14 protein-coding genes are annotated in these 15004 nt (G+C 62.1%); 9 read left to right on the top strand and 5 right to left on the bottom strand.

The window, feature by feature from the left end; translation table 11 throughout:
• The first annotated feature begins 65 nt into the window (after positions 1–65).
• From EEB12_RS13485 to EEB12_RS13445, 9 genes are all read left to right on the top strand, one after another.
• Complete coding sequence (locus EEB12_RS13485) at positions 66–1022, top strand: NAD(P)-dependent oxidoreductase (protein ID WP_141487940.1); 957 nt, start codon at positions 66–68, stop codon at positions 1020–1022.
• Between the two features lie 187 nt (positions 1023–1209).
• Positions 1210–2193 carry an ABC transporter substrate-binding protein gene (locus EEB12_RS13480; RefSeq protein WP_141487939.1) on the top strand — a complete coding sequence of 328 codons (984 nt, stop codon included), beginning with the start codon at positions 1210–1212 and terminating at the stop codon, positions 2191–2193.
• On the top strand, positions 2190–3053 hold the full coding sequence (locus EEB12_RS13475; protein WP_007731623.1) for an ABC transporter ATP-binding protein: 864 nt from the start codon (positions 2190–2192) through the stop codon (positions 3051–3053). Before EEB12_RS13480 ends, EEB12_RS13475 begins: the two co-directional genes overlap by 4 nt.
• Positions 3050–3886, top strand: a complete 837-nt coding sequence (locus EEB12_RS13470; RefSeq protein WP_021342537.1) for an ABC transporter permease — start codon at positions 3050–3052, stop codon at positions 3884–3886. Before EEB12_RS13475 ends, EEB12_RS13470 begins: the two co-directional genes overlap by 4 nt.
• Before the next feature lie 13 nt (positions 3887–3899).
• Complete coding sequence (locus EEB12_RS13465) at positions 3900–4685, top strand: class II aldolase/adducin family protein (protein WP_070385912.1); 786 nt, start codon at positions 3900–3902, stop codon at positions 4683–4685.
• A 167-nt stretch (positions 4686–4852) separates the two neighbouring features.
• A complete protein-coding gene (locus tag EEB12_RS13460) occupies positions 4853–5863 on the top strand; it encodes an NAD(P)/FAD-dependent oxidoreductase (RefSeq protein ID WP_141487938.1) in 1011 nt (336 codons plus the stop codon).
• A 3-nt stretch (positions 5864–5866) separates the two neighbouring features.
• Positions 5867–6187: a DUF362 domain-containing protein gene (locus tag EEB12_RS13455; RefSeq protein WP_021342539.1), complete on the top strand. Its 321-nt coding sequence runs from the start codon at positions 5867–5869 to the stop codon at positions 6185–6187.
• Positions 6187–7011, top strand: a complete 825-nt coding sequence (locus EEB12_RS13450) for an alpha/beta fold hydrolase (RefSeq protein ID WP_021342540.1) — start codon at positions 6187–6189, stop codon at positions 7009–7011. Before EEB12_RS13455 ends, EEB12_RS13450 begins: the two co-directional genes overlap by 1 nt.
• A 167-nt stretch (positions 7012–7178) precedes the next feature.
• Positions 7179–8081 carry an IclR family transcriptional regulator gene (locus tag EEB12_RS13445; protein WP_007731601.1) on the top strand — a complete coding sequence of 301 codons (903 nt, stop codon included), beginning with the start codon at positions 7179–7181 and terminating at the stop codon, positions 8079–8081.
• Positions 8082–8092: 11 nt separating this feature from the next.
• On the opposite strand, the gene EEB12_RS13440 is transcribed toward EEB12_RS13445, so the two are convergent.
• The 5 genes from EEB12_RS13440 to EEB12_RS13420 form a co-directional block, all read right to left on the bottom strand.
• Positions 8093–9616, bottom strand: a complete 1524-nt coding sequence (locus tag EEB12_RS13440; protein ID WP_019746505.1) for an AMP-binding protein — start codon at positions 9614–9616, stop codon at positions 8093–8095.
• Positions 9617–9631: 15 nt separating this feature from the next.
• The gene (locus EEB12_RS13435; protein ID WP_007731598.1) at positions 9632–10579 is read right to left on the bottom strand and encodes a zinc-binding alcohol dehydrogenase family protein; all 948 of its coding nucleotides are present in this window, start codon (positions 10577–10579) and stop codon (positions 9632–9634) included.
• A gap of 50 nt (positions 10580–10629) precedes the next feature.
• On the bottom strand, positions 10630–12966 hold the full coding sequence (locus tag EEB12_RS13430) for a CaiB/BaiF CoA-transferase family protein (protein WP_258537334.1): 2337 nt from the start codon (positions 12964–12966) through the stop codon (positions 10630–10632).
• A gap of 119 nt (positions 12967–13085) precedes the next feature.
• Positions 13086–14057 carry an ABC transporter substrate-binding protein gene (locus tag EEB12_RS13425; RefSeq protein ID WP_007731596.1) on the bottom strand — a complete coding sequence of 324 codons (972 nt, stop codon included), beginning with the start codon at positions 14055–14057 and terminating at the stop codon, positions 13086–13088.
• 26 nt (positions 14058–14083) lie between these two features.
• A complete protein-coding gene (locus tag EEB12_RS13420) occupies positions 14084–14875 on the bottom strand; it encodes an enoyl-CoA hydratase/isomerase family protein (RefSeq protein ID WP_020723626.1) in 792 nt (263 codons plus the stop codon).
• Positions 14876–15004 lie beyond the last annotated feature (129 nt).

Here is a 15004-nt window from a genome sequence, read left to right as displayed (position 1 = left end):
CGATTGGGAGGCCGGCTTCCGCGTTTTCGAAGGTACAGTCATCGTCTTACAGCGAAGGAGTTCTCGTGAAGAAAGTACTTCTGCTGACGGCCGACGCCGACAACGGACTCGGTACCGCAATCCGTGACGCCGTCAGGGGTGAGGCGGAGGTAGTTCGATTACCTGAGCGCACCACGGGGGCGCTCCGTGCGGAGTTGCCGACATGCGACGTCGTGGTGGGGGACTGGAGTGGTGATCTGCCACTGGGCAAGGAGGAAGCAGAGCTCGGCCGGAATGTGCTCCTCGTCCAACAGCCTGGTGCCGGAACCAATTTCATCGATGCCGAAGCCTGGCGCGCCGCCGGAGTTCCGGTGGCGAATACTCCCGGTGCAAACGCGAATTCGGTTGCGGAGTGGGCGGTGCTCGCGGCAGGTGTGTTGTGCCGCTCCATGTTCTGGGCGCACAACGAGGTTACCGATGGTCGATGGCCACAGGAATCCATCCTGACGCGCGATTGCCGCGATCTGGCGCAGCGCCGGGTCGGCGTCGTAGGTGTCGGTTCGATCGGCCGCCGGTGTGCAGAATTGTTTGCCGCCTTCGGTTGCGACGTCTACGTCACCGCGCGTTCGAGACCGCGTGACACTGTGGCTGCGACGTTTGTGTCACTCGACGAGTTACTGCCTCTCGCGGATATCCTGGTGCTGGCCGTCCCGCTTACGGAATCAACTCGGGGACTGATCAATTCCCATCGAGTTGCGCAGTTGCCCACCGGAGCGATCGTGGTCAATGTGGCGCGCGGCGCTGTCGTCGACGACGCGGCATTGGCGCGTGCCTTGCGTTCCAGGCATGTCGGCGGCGCTGCCCTCGATGTGTTCGACGTTGAACCACTACCGATTTCGACCCCGCTCCGTGGATTCGATTCGACCCTCCTGAGCCCGCACGTCGCCGGCGGCAGCGCCGGAGCGCGTGCGTCGATCTATTCGATGACGGCGCAGAATGTCGCCAGTGCGCTGCGCTCGCAGACAATTCGGTGGACATTGTGATCGAGGGCCGTGTTACCGAAGTATTTCGGTCCGCACGTTCCTCCAGGTGCAGTGTTTCGCCGAGGTAAGTTCCTGTCCCCGGTCCGCACGGTGGACCCGGTTGGTTCTCGGGTGTAGGTACACACAGCTAGGTTTGCTCTCCACGACCCGCAACTGCGGCACAGATCACAAACAAAGGTGTGAGTAGATGGCCTCGCTGTCAAAGTTTGGAAGGACTGCTCTTGTTTCGGCTGCGCTGCTGCTGACCGTTGCAACCGGCGCATGCAGCCGCCCGGCGACGCAAAGCACAGCTGATTCCGCCGGAAGTGGACCACTGCGTATCGCAGTCGGAATCGATGCTTCCTACGCTCCGTTCTTCGTAGCGGATCAGGAAGGCATGTTCGACGCTGCCGGTTTGGACGTCGAACTCGTCCAGTTCGGTCGTGGTGGCGAGGCCGTCGACGCACTCTCGACCGGGCAGGTCCAGATCGCCGGTAGCTCCGATACGACCACGATCGCCCAGTTGCGTCAGAATCCGTCGTTGCGCGCGATGTACTCGTACGAGGCGTCGGGTGACTACATCAAGGTCGTGCTGCGTAACGGTGTCGACTCACCGGCTGCGATCAAGAAGATGGGCATCGTCCCGGGTCTCAGCCAGATTTCGACGGACAAGTACCTCGCTGCCAACTCCATTGCCCCCGGTTCGGTCGAGATGATCTCGGCGACCCCGACGGACATGCCCGCACTGCTCAGTCGTGGCGACATCGACGGGTTTGTCCTGTGGGAGCCGTGGCCGGCCACCGCCCTGGATCAGGGAACCGGCCACGTGGTGGCAGTAACCGGAGACTACGGCTGGTTCTATCATCATTGGGCGATCACGACGGCTCCGTGGTTGTCGGCCAACGAAGAGACAGCGCGAACCGTCGCGAAGGTGCTCGACGAGGCAACGCGCAAGGTCGAGTCGGATCCGGGCGTGGCAGCGGCCGCGACCAAGGCGGCTGTGAACGTCAGCGAGGATCAGACTATTGCCGCGGTGGACGAGATCGACTTCGCCGTGGTGAATCTCGAAGCTGCGGATGTCGAGTCGGCTCAGTCGATCGTAGATTTCTACAAGTCGATCGGTGTTCTCAGCGACCAGCCGGATCTCGAATCGGCAATGCTTCTGGATTGGTACAAGGATGGTGCACAGTGAGTATCGCAACAAGTGGTTCAACGACCAGCTCGACGAATAGCGCGGGGACAGCCGGCCCCGGCAAGAAGAACACCGGTGTTGCCATCGACGTGGTCGACCTCGGAATCAGCTTCGGCGCGGCGGAGATCGTCGCCGGAATCGACATGCACGTGCAGCCAGGTGAATTCGTCTGTCTGCTCGGTCCGAGTGGCTGCGGCAAGTCGACGCTGCTGTCGTCCATGGCCGGCTTCGTGGAACCCAGCGCCGGCGAGATCGTGTGCGACGGAGATGTCGTCGCCGGCAGTAATCGCCACGCCGGCATGGTGTTTCAGAGCTCCGAAGCGTTGTTCGAATGGATGACCGTGAGCCAGAACGTGGCCTACGGCCCCAGGATGCGTGGAGCGAACCGCAGCGAGCAGGCGAGTATCGCGGCCGAGTACCTCGCGATGGTCGGCTTGCCCCACGCGGGTGCGAAGTTCCCCTCGCAGCTGTCCGGCGGTATGCGGCAACGTGTTCAGATCGCACGAGTTCTTGCCAACCAGCCGTCGTTGGTTCTCATGGACGAGCCGTTCGGTGCGTTGGACGCTCAGACTCGTCAGGTTCTGCAGACCGAACTCGACCGTATCTGGCGGCACACCCGCTGCACCGTGGTATTCGTGACTCACGATATCGACGAGGCACTGACGTTGGCTGACCGTGTGATCGTGATGTCGGCCGGCCCGCGGGCCCGGATCAAGAGCGTCTACGAGGTCAATGCGGCTCGTCCGCGAGACCGCAACGATCCCGAGGTGATCGAGCTCTACGAGAAGCTGCGGGACGACATTCGGGCAGAAGTGGTTGCGTCGCTGCGGAACCAAGGCATTGAGGAGGACGAGCTGTGACGGCTGTAGTGACCGGTGGTTCAGCCGGTGTGAGAACAGCGAAGGTGGCGCAGACAAAAAAGCGTTCGTCGGCGCGGCGATCCAAGATTGTCAAAGCGACGCTGATGTATGCAGCCTCAGCGGCAATCGGTTTGGGCATCTGGTCGTTCCTGGCGTGGTGGTACGGGCCGACCACCATTGCATCACCGGCCGAAGTATGGTCGGCGGCACAGGAACTGTGGGAGAGCGGCGTTCTGTGGTCGTCGATCACCGCATCGGGTCAGCGCATCCTCATCGGCTGGTTCCTGGGTGTCGTGATCGGTGCTCCCGTCGGAATTCTGATGGGCCGCATTTCCATCGTGCGACAGCTCCTCGATCCGTACATCGAGTTCTTCCGGTTCATTCCGCCTATTGCGTTTGTCACTCTCGCCGTCGTCTGGTTCGGCATCGGTGAGACGTCGAAGGTTGTTCTGATCTTCTACACCTCGGTATTCATCGTCACGGTCAGCACGATTGCCGCGACTGTGGCGATCAGCGAGAACAAACTGCAGGCAGCGGCAAATCTTGGTGCCAACAAACTTCAGATCATGAAGACGGTGGTCTTGCCGTCGTCGATCCCCGGCATCGTCACGGGCGCTCGCCTGGCGATGGGCAACAGCTTCCTCACCATCGTGTCGGCGGAGATCGTCGCCGCCGACCAGGGTATCGGTTCGATGATCTGGCAGGCTCGAAACTACGGCCGGATCGACTGGACGTTCGTCGGCATCATCGTCCTGGGCATCATGGGCTTCATCTTCGACCGGATTCTCCGCATTCTGTCCTCGCGGTACCTCGCCCGTTACGGCGTCAAATAGTCAGGAGCGCAGCATGAATCACCCGCTGAGCATTGCCGAGCAGGCCGGAATTCCGGGACCGCCCGAGTTCACCGATATCGAGAGTGAGCGGCGTCGTCGCAAGACCGCTGTCATCGGCGGGTATCGGATTTTGTCGAAATTCGGTTTGGACGAGGGAATCTCGGGACATATCACCGCCCGAGACCCAGAAGATCCGGAGACTTTCTGGACTGCGCCGTTCGGGCGGCACTTCTCCCAGGTTCAGCCGGAGGAATTGCTGCATGTGGCGTCGGACGGCACGGTCATTTCCGGAGACGGACCGCTCAACCGAGCAGCGTTTGTCATCCACAGCAAGGTTCACGAGGCTCGTCCCGACGTCATCGGAGCTGTTCACGCTCACGGTTTGAACGGTAAGGCGTTCTCCTCGCTGCACACCCGCCTCACGCCGATCACTCAGGACGCGTGCGCCTTTCACGAGGATCACTCGATCTACGAGGAGTATCACGGGGTGGCGCTGGACGAAGAGGAGGGGATTCGCATCGCGGATGCCCTCGGATCGAACAAGGCCGTGATCCTCACCAACCACGGTCATCTGACCGTCGGAACTTCCGTGGAGAGCGCAGTGTGGTGGTATGTGTCGATGGAGCGGTCGATGCAGGCGGAGCTGACGGCGCGAGCCGCCGGTGATCCGGTTGTCCTGCACGAGAAGATCGCGGCGCAGACCTACGAAGCAGTCGGCACCGAGAAGGTGGGGTGGTTTGCGTACTCGACCATCATCCAGAAGATCGCAGCAGACGAACCCGAGGTATTCGCGCACTGAATTCTTCGTGCACTGAATTCTTGCGCGCACTGAATTCCTGCGAGCATTGGGCCCGTCGACCGAGAGGTCGGCGGGCCCTTTTCGTGGTGTCCCGCAACTGTTACCGAGGTCTGTTGAGCGGACCGGTTTCATTTGCGTGAGTCCGTCGGCGCAATACCGTATCGAGTGTGAACACAACGTCTTCCACGGCGACCGACAACGAGATCGGCGTCGATATTCTGATCATTGGTGCCGGCCCCGCCGGGCTGTACGGCGCGTACTACGCAGGCTTCCGCGGCCTCTCGGTTGCCGTGATCGATGCCCTTGCGGAACCGGGGGGACAGGTCAGTGCGATGTACCCGGAGAAGGCGATCCTCGACATCGCGGGATTCCCTTCGGTCAAGGGACGCAACCTCATCGAGGGTTTGATGGCGCAGGCTGCCCCGTTCGATCCGGTGTACCTTCTGGGCATGCAGGCTCGTGAGCTGTCGCATGACGACGACGGCCGGGTGCGGATCATCACCAGCTCGGGCCAGGTAGTGGTGGCCGGCGCGGTTGTCATCACCGGCGGCATCGGAACCTTCACCCCGCGGCCGTTGGCGAAGGGTTTGGAGTTCATGGATCGGGGGCTGAGTTACTTCGTCCCGGATTTGTCGGCGCACACCGGGAAAGATGTTGTCATCGTCGGTGGCGGCGACAGCGCATTCGACTGGGCCGTTCACCTGGAACCGATTGCCAAGTCCGTCACCCTGGTTCACCGGCGAGATCGTTTCCGCGCGCACAAGTCCACAGTTGCCAAGGTGCGGGAAAGCAGTGTCCAGGTTCTCGTCAACGCCGATGTCTCGGCGGTACGTGGAAACGGGTGGATCGGCGAGGTCGACATCACCCACAAACAAGACAAGAGCACGTCCACCCTGCCAGCTCAATCCGTCATCGCGGCATTGGGATTCACGGCCGACCTCGGTCCGATGATGGAGTGGGGAATCGATATCGAAAATCGCCACATCGCGGTGAATACACGGATGGAGACGAATGTTTCGCGTGTGTACGCCGCCGGGGACATCACGGATTATCCCGGCAAGGTCCGGTTGATTACCGTCGGTTTCGGTGAAGCCGCGACTGCGGTGAACAACGCTGCGGCAGCGCTGGATCCGGAAGCGGAGATCTTCCCCGGACACTCCACCGAACAGGAGGGTTAGGCCATGGCATTTGTCATCGGTGAAGCATGCATCGACTACACGGACCGATCGTGCATGGAAGAATGCCCCGTGGATTGCATCTACGAGGGTGATCGCAAGCTCTACATCAACCCGAACGAATGCATCGACTGCGGCGCTTGCGAATTGGCCTGCCCGGTGGAGGCGATCACCGTCGACCGGAAAGCAGACCCGGATTTCAAGGAAGACAACAAGCGCTTCTTCCTCGAGATCTTGCCTACCCGTAGCGAGCCTGTCGGAAATCCGGGTGGTTCGGCAAAGATCGACATCGTCGGCGTCGATACTCCGATGGTTTCGGCGTTCTGATGACTGGCGGCCTGCAACTCGGATACGTGGATTCGTCCTTCGGGCAATTGCATTATGCGCAACAAGGTTCGGGTGATGCGATTCTCCTGCTTCATCAGGCGCCCCGTTCGTGGGATGAGTTCCGCGAGCTCATTCCACTCCTTGCCGACGACTTCCTCGTTGTCGCGATGGACATGCCGGGGTACGGCAACAGTGCTCCGGTGCCCGGCCCGCAGACCATCGAGACCTATGCGCGAGGCGCGTGGGAATTGCTCGACACCCTGGGCGTCGATCGAGTCACGGTCATCGGCCACCACACCGGTGCGGCAGTGGCGCTCGAGATGGCGGCATCACGCCCCGAGAGGGTGCACGCTGCCGTGCTCTCGTCGTGCCCGTGGACCGACTGCAACTATCGCGAGGGGCACTCGGGACCCGGTGGGATCGATTGCGTCGACCGAGCCGCAGACGGTAGCCATCTCACCAGACTGTGGGAGATGCGTCGCCCCTACTACCCGGAACCAGGCACCGCGCTACTCGACAGGTTCATCCGGGACGCGCTTGCCTACCGGGTTGATCCGGCGGAGGGCCACAAAGCCTGTGCCCGCTACGTCATGGAGACGAGGATCGGTTCGGTGACTGCCCCGGTTCTGCTGATCGGAGCGCAGAAGGATCCCTTCTCGATGCCCAACCTGGGCCCCTTGCAGACGAACCTGACAGGTGCGGCGGTCGTGGAAACGGCAATCGTCGAATCCGGGACGGTGGCTCTCATCGAAGAGCACGCCCCCCAGATCGCCGAAGCCGTCCGCGTGTTTCTAGAGAATTACGCAGGTAGACGCCCGGTGTAAACTCTGCGAGACGGGTTCACTGAGCGGACCGTGTGGCGTGCGTCTCACCGTACAGTCACCATAGTGTCAGTCTCGAAGCACCTGCACCTAACGAGGACCCCGACCGATCTCGGTCGTTGTGGCACTCGGTCTCGGCAGGCTGTCACAGATCGTTCAGGAGGACACTCATGGCCGCTCCACAACAATCCGTCGGGTTCGGATCCGTACTACCCATCGCGTCGGAAACGACCGCTGCATCGCAGCCTGCAGGTGAACTGTCCTCGGTCCTGGGCAAGGCTCGAATGATCTTGGACGCTTTCGACACCGACCACAGTGACCTGTCTCTGACGGAGCTCACCCGGCGCAGTGGGGTCGCGAAAGCGACGGTTCACCGGTTGGCCGGCGAGCTGGTCGAGTGGGGATTGCTCGAGCGCGCGGGTACCAAGTACCGGCTCGGCCTGCGATTGTTCGAGCTGGGCCAATTGGTGCCGCGTCAGCGGATTCTGCGCGACGCGGCGCTGCCGTACATGGAGGACCTACTGCTGGCGACGCAGGAGACGGTTCACTTTGCGGTTCGTGACGGCATCGACGTCCTCTACATCGAGAAGATCATCGGACACCGCGGGCTCAATCAGCAGTCGCGGGTGGCCGGTCGGCTCCCGCTGTACTGCACCGCCACCGGCAAGATCATCCTTGCCTTCTCCCCGCAATCGGTCTTCGACGAGGTAGTCGAGCAGGGTTTCACCGCCTTGACCAGTCGAACGACGATGTCCGTCAGCGTGCTGCGCCAGCAAACCGAGCGGATGCGTAAGGAACAACTCGCGGTGGAGGTCGAGGAGACACGGCTCGGGTACATGAGCGTCGCAGTGCCGGTGTTCAGCGGCCCGCGCACTCTGGCCGGCGCGTTGTCTGTGACAGCGCCGACGGCTCGCCTCAACGTCAGCCGCATCACCGGGGCCCTGCGCACTGCCGGCGCCGGAATCACCCGAAAACTTCATGCCATGAAGTGCACACATTCGCCGAGCGACCCGCTGGCTCTGCGCACGATCTGCAGTCCGGTAATGTGTTCGTTCAACGGTTGCGGCAAGTAGCGAGGCGCGGTCTATCGCCGGGCGCGGAACACGCTCTTCTCGCAGTCCCAGGTGTGTGGGCCGACGCCCCTCTCACGTAGCACTGCTTTCTGTACCTTGCCGGTTTCGGTGAGTGGCAACGTGTCCACGACGTCGATGTACCGGGGAAGTGCAAAGTACGGCAGCTGTTGCTGGGAGAACTCCAGAATCGAAATGGGGTCGAAAGATACTCCGGGGCGCAGTATTACAGTTGCCATGACGTCGTCCTCGGCCAGATCCGACGGTACCGGGAAGACGGCAACCTGACCGACCGACGGATGCAACGCCAGAACGGTTTCCACTTCGGCCCCGGAAATATTTTCACCGCGGCGCCGAATCACGTCTTTGATGCGATCGACAAATCGGAACCAGCCGTCTGCTTCCCGAATCACCCTGTCACCGGTCTGTATCCAACTCTCCGTCGCCGGAATCTCCTCGCCCAGATAGCCCAGTGAACAGGCGCCGGGGATCGTGCTGCGGACCACCAGTTCGCCGGGCTCCCCGTCTGCGGCAGCAGTACCGTCGTTGACGACTGCGGCGTCGTAGCCACTCATCACCCGCCCCATGTACCCGGCCCGCCGATCTCCCGGAAGTGTGCCGATCACGAGATTGGTTTCGGTACTTCCGAATCCGTCCACGAGTTCTACACCGAATCTCTGGGCAAACGGTTCGATCAGATGAGCCGGCGTTGCGGGGGCAAGTGCCACGTGGACGCTGTGCTGTCGGTCTTGCGGCGATGGGTCCGCGTTCATCAACATGGCCACCATCGCACCCAGCAGGTAGTCGACAGTTGCGCCGATCTCGCGAACTTCGCGCCAATGATTGCGGACCGAAAAGCGTTGTCCCAGGAAAAAAGTAGACCCGGCCCAAAGGGACTGAACAAAGGCATTGAGAGCATTGGTGTGAAACAGCGGCAGGCAGTTGTACAGCACATCGTCCCCGGTGAGCCCGAGTGAGGCGCCGACGCCTTTGCCCCACTGCAGGAACTGCGCGTGCGGGCATCGGACGCCTCGGGGCAGACCGGTGGTGCCGGAGGTGAAGAGTATCGCGGCCAGGTCGAGCGGATCGAGGGTCTCGGGCTCACAGCCCGGATGCGAACCGGCAGTGGGGACGCACTGTTCACCCATGACCCACACGGTGCCGTCGAATCCGGCTACAGCGCCTGAGTATTCGGGTGAAACCAGGATCCGTTGTACACCAGCCTGTTCGAGTGCGCCGGCAACACTGTCGGCTCGGAGGGCCGTATTGAGTGGGACGACAACCGCACCGATCCACGCGCATCCGAGAACAAGGTCTGCCAGTTCGATCCTGTTGCCGGACAGTGCCGCCACGCGCTCCCCACGGCCGACACCGTGATTACGGAGATCCGCCCCCATCGATGCTGCACGATCCCGCAATTCGCGGTAGGTGACCGTGATCCCGTCGACGACGAGCGCCGGGTGCTCCGGACGCTCCAAAGCTCGCCTCCGGATCAAATCCGGAAGCGAGCGCGGAATGGCATGTGCGTCGTGGTGCATGGGTAATTGTATCCCTCAGGGTACGACGACGGCCCGGCCGGCAACCTTGCCCTCACCCATCAACTGCAGTGCCGTTGCGATGTCATCCAGCGGAAACTCCTGCACTGCAACGGAAATCTTGCCTTCGATGAGCAGCCGGATCATTTCAGGTGCCAGTTCGGCTTGCCGGGCAGTCTTGCGAATCATGTTGACGGGCAGGATCCGGACATCGCTGAGCAACCAGTTCGGTAAGTCCAGGGTGAGGCTCTTACCCAAGGTATATCCGATCAGGGCAGCCCGGCCACCGGGGACAACACTCGCCAGAAGGTGCGGCAAGCCGTCGCCGCCAAGCGTGTCGATCACGGCGTCGACGGAAGGCTCGGATCCCACCACTCCGGCAAGTTCGTCGCCTTGCCCGACGACGGGACGCACACCCTCCGGAAGCAAGGCAGCCTGATCTTCGCGCGGTACAACACCGATTACCTCGGACGCTCCGGCAAGCAGAGCGAACTGTGCTGCCATCGATCCGACAGCGCCGGATGCTCCGGCGACAACAACTCGTTCGCCGGGAGCGACGGCTGCAATGTCGTTGACGGCAACATAGCCGGTTGTGCTGGGCAGGAAGAAGGTTGCGGCGACGGCCGGCGACAGTGCGGGATCAAAGGGTGTGAACGCCTTGTCTGCCGCTACCAGATACTCAGCCCAGCAACCGTTCTTGAACAGGCCGACTCCGCCGCCTCGGACCAGAAGGCGGGTGCCAGGCTCATAGGTGTCGGATTCGATTACCGTCGCCGCTCCGTCTGTTCCACCGATATGTGGCAGGTTCGGCTTGACTCCGAAGTTTCCGCTCGCGACGGTGATGTCGAGATGGCCGAGCGCGGCAGCGTCGATGCGCACGAGCGTCTGACCGGATTCACGTGTGGGAATGTCGATGTCGTCGATGACCGGTGAAGTGCCGAACTGATGGAGTCGGGCCGCGCGCATTGTGTCTCCTAGTAGCGATCTGTGAATGGATGTACTGAATATGAGTGCGGTCAGGACAGGATCGACTGGTCGCGAAGTCCGGCGATCAGTTCGTCGCTGTATCCGAGCACCGACTCGAGGACGTCGTCGGTGTCCGCGCCCAGCACCGGCGCAGCGCGTCGGATCGAGCCGGGTTCGGAGTTCCGGCGAACGGGGATGCCTTCGTGGAGGAATGTTCCGGCGAGGGGATGTTCCTGTGCCGAATAGAAACTGCGTGCCCGAAGATGTGGATCGCTCTCGACCAGGTCGCGTCCGTCCTGGACGGTGCCGGCCGCGATACCCGCCGATTGCAAGCGTTCCATGACGGTTTCGGGTGACAGAGTCCTGGTCCAGTCGGCGATGGCGTCGTCGATACGTTCGTGATCGGCTTGGCGGCTTTCTGCACTCGCGAAGTCAGGATTGCCGATCCATTTCTCTGCTTCGATGATGCGGCACAATGCATTCCATTCCGTGGTATCGCGAACGGCAATCGAGCACCACCGGTCGCTGCCGAGGCACGGGTACACGCCGTGTGGTGCCAGTTCGTGATGGCTGTTGCCGATCGGATCGGGGGACTGTGACCGGGCGGCTCGGAGAACGCTGGTACCCATGTGCGCTGCCATGGCTTCGAGTTGTGACAGGTCTACGTGCTGTCCCCGGCCGGTCCGGTCGCGGTAGTCGAGGGCTGCCAGCATCGCGACGCCGGCTTGCAGTCCGGCGACGATGTCGCCATGGCCGTAGATGACTCCGACAACGTCATCGGCGTTCCAGCCGGTCAGTGCGGTCAAACCGGTACTTGCCGAAACGATGTCGGCATACGACACCCAGTCCTTGCGAGGACCGGTGTGACCCATCCCGGACATCGACACGTAGATGATGTCCGGGTTGAGCTCCCGGAGTTGTTCGTAGCCGAGCCCCATCTTGTCCATGACCGACGAGCTGAAATTCTCGACCACGACGTCGGAGTTCCTGATCAGGTCGCGCAGTACCGAAAGGCCCTCTGCGGATCGGGTATCGAGTGTGATGCTGCGCTTGTTGCGGTTGACGTCGTTGAAGTACCCGCTGGTGTTCGGATTGTCGTGCGGTCCTCGCGAGAGATGCATGAACGGTGCAAAGCGAGTCGGGTCCGGGCGTCCGATCGATTCGACCTTGATGACATCGGCACCGTGGTCGGCAAGGATTCTGGTGCCGTACGGGCCCGCCAACACCCACGTGAGATCCAGGACGCGGACACCTTCGAGGCTGGGCGTGCTGCCACCGCTGAACTCGTGGGTTTCGTTCACTGCCACAGGCGAGGTGGCCTTCAAGAGTTCCTGATGCTGGCCCAACCGGGCAGCCTCGAGCGTTCCGATGCGCCGGCCTTCGGGGAAAGCGAAGCCGAACCCGAGATCGCGGTAGGTACCGTGATCTCCGGTCACGTCGGTGAAGAAGTCCCGGTCGTTGAGTTGCGGGTTACGCAGCAGTTCTTCGGGCCGGTCGACCGCTGCCCACGGCAACTTGCGTGACTGCGCGCTGACCGCGAATTCTTCCTTCGGCCACTTCGCGATGAAGGCGGACAGAACGTCGAAAATGTGTTCCTGATGCGTCTTTCGGTAGACCGCGTCGGACCACTCCGGTTGATCGAGATCGTCCTGAGCATCGTTGTCGATCAGCCAGGCCAACATGCCGTCCCACATGCGGGTGCTACCGCCGAGGCCGCCACCGACATAACCGTCGGCGGCCTGGAACAGTCCGTGCGGAACGAGCGGATGTACCCGGCCCGGACGCGGTGGTACGCGGTCCTCGTGAATGTAGGCAAGAGTGCCCGCTTCCAGCGCGGCGGCAACACATTCCTGAGCGCTGATCTCCAGCAACGGGTTGTGGCCCTTGGATCGCGAACGCAGTCCGAGAAGCACGCCGATTGCGGCATTGATTCCGGCGAGCTGCTCAGCCTGGAGTTCGGGGAGCAGCAGTGGAGGGTGCTCGGGATCGCCGACCTGGGCCATCATCCCGCCGAGTGCCGCGACGGTCAGATTTGTTGCCTTCCAGTCACTTCGCGGTCCGGTTGTGCCGAAGGGTGTCACTCGTACGTGAACGAGAGATCCTCGGTTGTCGCGTAGAGCGCCGGTCGCGCTGCCGTCGAGCAGGACGTCGGCACTGCGCAGCAGTGCTTCGAAAGCGAGGCGATCGTTGCTGTCGTCGATATCGAGGACAACGGACTTCTTGCCCGCATGCCAATGCAAGTACGAATCACCCTGGGACTCGGTGCGACTGGGGTCACCGGTGGGTGGTTCTACCAGAATGACCTCGAAACCCAGCCCGACCAGGATGCGCCCGGCGAATCGCGCAAACGGACTGGAAATCTCTACGACCCGTACCGAAGGATGCACCACAACTACTCCGTTTCAATCGAAAGATATCGCCGAACCGACTGGAGTCGAACGTAGTTCTGCGGGCCGGTGGGCGACATGATTTCGGTCTGCCCACCGGACCCGTTCTCACTCTCCGCTCAGGCGGCGTTCTGCTCGAACCATCCCGAGAGGAGGACAGCGGACGGATCGATGTCCGCGGAGATCTTGCCCTGCTCGCGGAAGAATGCAACAAGTTCGTTTGCGCGCTCCACGTCGTCCTCGGTGAATCCGCGTCCACCGAAATCGATTTGGGTCACCCGGTCTGCGGCCTCGGCCGGGTCCATCTGGATAGACGCGGCAATTGCGGTTGCAGCCCGATCCGGATCCGAGTTCACGATTGCCGACGCTTCCGAGATCACCTTGAACACCTTGCCTGCGGTTTCTTCGTTCGCGGACAACCAGTTGTCCGAAGCGATGATCCATTGGGCGTACTTGGCGCCGAAGTCGCCGGTCGTGGCAACAACGCGCCCGCCGGTATTGACACTCTGCGTCACCCAGGGGTCGAAGGACAGGAAGCCGTCGATGTCACCGCGCGCCAGCAAAGCAGGCTGTTCGGGCGGGCTTGTGCTCACGAGTGTGACCGTCGTGGGGTCGATGCCGAGACTGGCCAGGTACTGGTTCGTGAAGTAGAGGCCGATGCCGGGGAAGACGCCCATGGTCTTGATCGACTTCGGCTCGACGCCATTCCTCAGTACAACCTGGAAGTATCGGTCGGATTCCTGAAATACGCCCAGCGCCCGCAGGCTCGGATTGGCGGCCATGACGGACAGTGCTGTCGAGTCGGCATTGCCGGAGAGTTCCGAAGTTCCGGCTACGACGTTCTGGGCGCCCGCCGCCCCGCCTTCCGTCTGGATGACCTGGACGTCGAGGCCGGCGGCCTCGAACATGCCCTCGTGGTCGGCCAGGAAAATCGGGGCGTACGACGGGTCTACACCCACCGCGATCCGTACCAGGCCACCACTTTCCGCGGAGTTGTCGGTAGCGGGCCGGGTGCATCCGCTGACCGCGATCGTCAGGGCGGCGAGAGAAGCGACTGCGCCCACCCATTTCTTCTGAAATTTGTTGAGCATGATGGCCTCTCGGTAAATGGGAGCTGTCAGCGTCCCGTGAAGGTGGGGGACCGCTTGTCGAGGAATGACTGAAGTCCCTCAGCAGCGTCGTCCGTCTTGATCAGGTCGAGCACTGCCTCGAATTCGAGATCCAGCGCTTGATCGAGCGGCAACGACATGCCCTCGTCGACAATGCGTTTGATCATTCCGATGGTGGCAGTGGGTTTCGTCGCGAGTTCGCGTGCGAGGTCAGCGCAATGCGCATCGAGGTCGGCGTCCGCAACGACGGTGTCGACCAGGCCGATATCGAGTGCATGCTCGGCGCTGAGGCGCTTGCCTTCGATCATGAGCACTTTGGCTCGGTGAGCGCCGATGAGGCGTGGAAGTCGCTGGCTGCCACCGGCACCCGGAAAAAGCCCAAGTCCGATCTCGGGGAAGCCGATGGTCGCCGACTGCGCCATGATGCGGAAGTCGCAGGCCAACGTCAGTTCTGCTCCGCCGCCGAGTGCGTGCCCGTTGATCTTCGCGACGACAGGTTTGGGAGCCGACTCGAGGATCCGCTGTACGTCGACCCACGGGCGCATCGCGCGCTGAGTTTCTTCCGTCAGCTCGCGCATCACGGTGATGTCCGCACCGGCGACGAAGAACCGTCCAGTGCCCGTCACGACAATGACGCGGACGGTCTGGTCCGACGCGAGTACCGGCAGTATCTCCAGAAGCTCGGCGATCATGCTGGGGTTGAATGCGTTGGCTGGAGGTTTGTCGATAGTCACGGTGGCAATCGAGTCTGTGACGTCGACGGTGACGAAGTTGTAGGTCTGGCCGGTCTGTCTCGTCAAGTGAGCTCCTGTCAGCGGGTTGGCGGGGTAAACCGGTCGAGCCGGGGGATGTGTAGTGGGAAGTATGGTGGGGACCCTCACGCGGCGGTACCGCTCGGGTTCGGTCAGTAGACCAATGCGGATGCTGAT

It is taken from the genome of Rhodococcus sp. WS1 (assembly GCF_003797745.1).
GTDB classification, from domain to species: Bacteria; Actinomycetota; Actinomycetes; order Mycobacteriales; family Mycobacteriaceae; genus Rhodococcus_F; species Rhodococcus_F erythropolis.
Note: the sequence above shows the minus strand (reverse complement) of the source record. Positions and strands in the feature narration are given on the sequence as shown.

Excerpts from the sequence above, each read along its gene's own strand:
- EEB12_RS13425 (WP_007731596.1), bottom strand. The coding sequence starts at position 14,057 with ATGCTCAACAAATTTCAGAAGAAATGGGTGGGCGCAGTCGCTTCTCTC.
- EEB12_RS13480 (WP_141487939.1), top strand. The coding sequence starts at position 1,210 with ATGGCCTCGCTGTCAAAGTTTGGAAGGACTGCTCTTGTTTCGGCTGCG.
- EEB12_RS13465 (WP_070385912.1), top strand. The coding sequence starts at position 3,900 with ATGAATCACCCGCTGAGCATTGCCGAGCAGGCCGGAATTCCGGGACCG.
- EEB12_RS13435 (WP_007731598.1), bottom strand. The coding sequence starts at position 10,579 with ATGCGCGCGGCCCGACTCCATCAGTTCGGCACTTCACCGGTCATCGAC.
- EEB12_RS13440 (WP_019746505.1), bottom strand. The coding sequence starts at position 9,616 with ATGCACCACGACGCACATGCCATTCCGCGCTCGCTTCCGGATTTGATC.
- EEB12_RS13445 (WP_007731601.1), top strand. The coding sequence starts at position 7,179 with ATGGCCGCTCCACAACAATCCGTCGGGTTCGGATCCGTACTACCCATC.
- EEB12_RS13455 (WP_021342539.1), top strand. The coding sequence starts at position 5,867 with ATGGCATTTGTCATCGGTGAAGCATGCATCGACTACACGGACCGATCG.
- EEB12_RS13450 (WP_021342540.1), top strand. The coding sequence starts at position 6,187 with ATGACTGGCGGCCTGCAACTCGGATACGTGGATTCGTCCTTCGGGCAA.